The following is a 2,156-nucleotide window of genomic DNA, read 5'->3' as shown; positions in this document are numbered from 1 at the left end:
AGGTCCTCGCCAAGGACGACGACGAGGACGACGAAGACGACGACGACTGGCTCAAAGACCTCCTCGACGAAGACGACGACAACAAACCCGACCTGCTCAAGAAGACCCTCGCCGAAGACGACGACGAAGACGACGAGGACGACGACGAGGACGACGCAGAGGACGACGAGGAGGACGAGGACGACTGGCTGGCCAAGGTCCTCGCCAAGGACGACGACGAGGACGACGAAGACGACGACGACTGGCTCAAAGACCTCCTCGACGAAGACGACGACAACAAACCCGACCTGCTCAAGAAGACCCTCGCCGAAGACGACGACGAGGACTTCGACGACGAGGACGACGACGAGCACGGCAGCAGCAGCGGCAGCACCCGCAGCAGCAGCGGCTCGTTCGTCCTCGGCAAGGGCGGCGGCCCTGCCCTGCCCGAGGACGACGGGCCGGCGCCCGACGAGCCGGCGGAGATGGCTCCGCGGGCCGCTCAGCGACGCCCGCTCCCCGGCAAGCAGCGCCTGCCCGCCAAGCGCCGCGAGGTCGGCGACCTGCTGTGTCCTTCCTGCGGCCAGGGCAACGAACCTTCCCGCTCGTTCTGCAACCGCTGCGGCGAAAAGCTCGCGCAGGAGAACGTCGTCCGTGTCCGCTGGTGGAAGCGGTACGTCCCGCAACGGCGCGGCATGGTCCTGCCCGCCGGCGCCCGCCCGGGCCAGGAGGGGGTCAAGGACAAGCGCAAGATACCCACCCTGGGCTCCCTGGCCGGACCGCTCCGCGCCTTCGGCGGCATCGTGGCGCTGACCATCGCCGTGATCTACGGGGTGCACCCGCCCTTCCGCCAGGCGGTCTGGGCCCAGATCGAGTCCGGGCAGCGGGCCTTCGACAAGATGATCCACCCGCAGCTGGTCCCCGTACAGGTCACGGGCGTCACGGCGACCGCCCAGTCCCCGGACCACCCGGCGGCGCTGGCCCCGGACAGGGCCACGAACACGTACTGGGCCTGGCCCCGCAGCGCACAGACCGTCTCGCTCAAGCTGGACTTCGAACCGACCACCATCAACGGGGCGGCCGTGCTCAACGGCGTCGAGGACAACTACCACAACTTCGCCCGGATCAAGCAGATGAAGGTGACCTACTCCAACGGCAGGAGCCAGACGGTGGTCCTCACGGACATCCCCAAGGAACAGCAGGTCAAGCTGAACAGCGAGGGGAAGGTGAACAGCGTCGTCATCGAGGTCCTGTCCTACGCCGGGGCGGACGCCAACAAGGAAGGGGCCTTGTCCGCGATCGAGTTGCAGACCCAGACGGGCGGGCTCAGTGCCTGGTGAGTTCCGGCCGGACGCGGCGTTTACCCCCGGAAAACAGGCCGATCGGCTGACCGTCCGGGCCGGAGGGCCGGAGCAGGCTGGATGGCGGGCACCCAGGTACCCGCTGTCCTCACCAGGCCGTTCGTCGGAGGCACCGGATCGACATGACACACGTACTCATCATCGAACCCGACGCATCGGTCCGCGTGCGCCTGCAGCGGGAACTGGGTGATCTCGCCTACCGGGTGACCACCGCCGGATGCGGGCAGGACGGCCTGTCGGCCGCCCGCCGCCAGCGCCCGGACCTGGTCCTCCTCGACCTCGACGTCCAGGACATCGACGGGTTCGACGCCCTCAGGAAGCTGTGCGCACCCGGTTCCCCGCCGGTCATCGCGGCCGCGCCGGTGCACGACGAGCGGCGTGCGGTGGCGGCCCTGCGGGCGGGCGCCGACGACTGCGTCAGCAAGCCGTTCAACCTCGCCATGCTGGGCGCCCGGCTCGATGTCGCGGCACGGCGGTCCCGGCTGGAGCGGAAGCGTCCCGTCCTGCGGATCGGGGACCTCACGATCGATCCGGCGGCGCACGAGGCACATCTGGGCGGCCGCCACCTCCGGCTGCGGCCCCGCGAGTTCGAGCTGCTGTGCTACCTCGCCACCCGCGAGGGCCGCATCATCAGCAAGCACGAGCTCCAGCGGGAGATCTGGCACACCACGCTCGGCCCCGCGCGGACGGTCGACGTCCACCTGTCCATGCTGCGCAGGCGGCTGGGCGAGAGCGCCACCCAGCCCCGCTATCTGCACACCTTCCGCGGCGTGGGGGTCAAGCTGCGCGCCCCGTCCCCCTGAGCCGTCCCCCGCG

Annotated in this window: 1 protein-coding gene and 1 pseudogene; both read left to right on the top strand. The window is 69.9% G+C overall.

Translation table 11 applies throughout. From position 1 onward, the window contains the following. Positions 1-1,319: pseudogene (locus EF918_RS37520) on the top strand (zinc ribbon domain-containing protein); the annotation flags it as partial. A 143-nt stretch (positions 1,320-1,462) separates the two neighbouring features. Next, entirely contained in the window at positions 1,463-2,143 is a 681-nt protein-coding gene (locus EF918_RS35035; RefSeq protein WP_125652890.1) for a response regulator transcription factor, read from the top strand. The last annotated feature ends 13 nt before the right edge of the window (positions 2,144-2,156 follow it).

This window comes from Streptomyces sp. WAC06614 (genome assembly GCF_003949795.1).
Classification (GTDB): Bacteria; Actinomycetota; Actinomycetes; order Streptomycetales; family Streptomycetaceae; genus Streptomyces.
Note: the sequence above shows the minus strand (reverse complement) of the source record. Positions and strands in the feature narration are given on the sequence as shown.

Coding starts and splice junctions, on each gene's coding strand:
- EF918_RS35035 (WP_125652890.1), top strand. CDS start 1,463: ATGACACACGTACTCATCATCGAACCCGACGCATCGGTCCGCGTGCGC.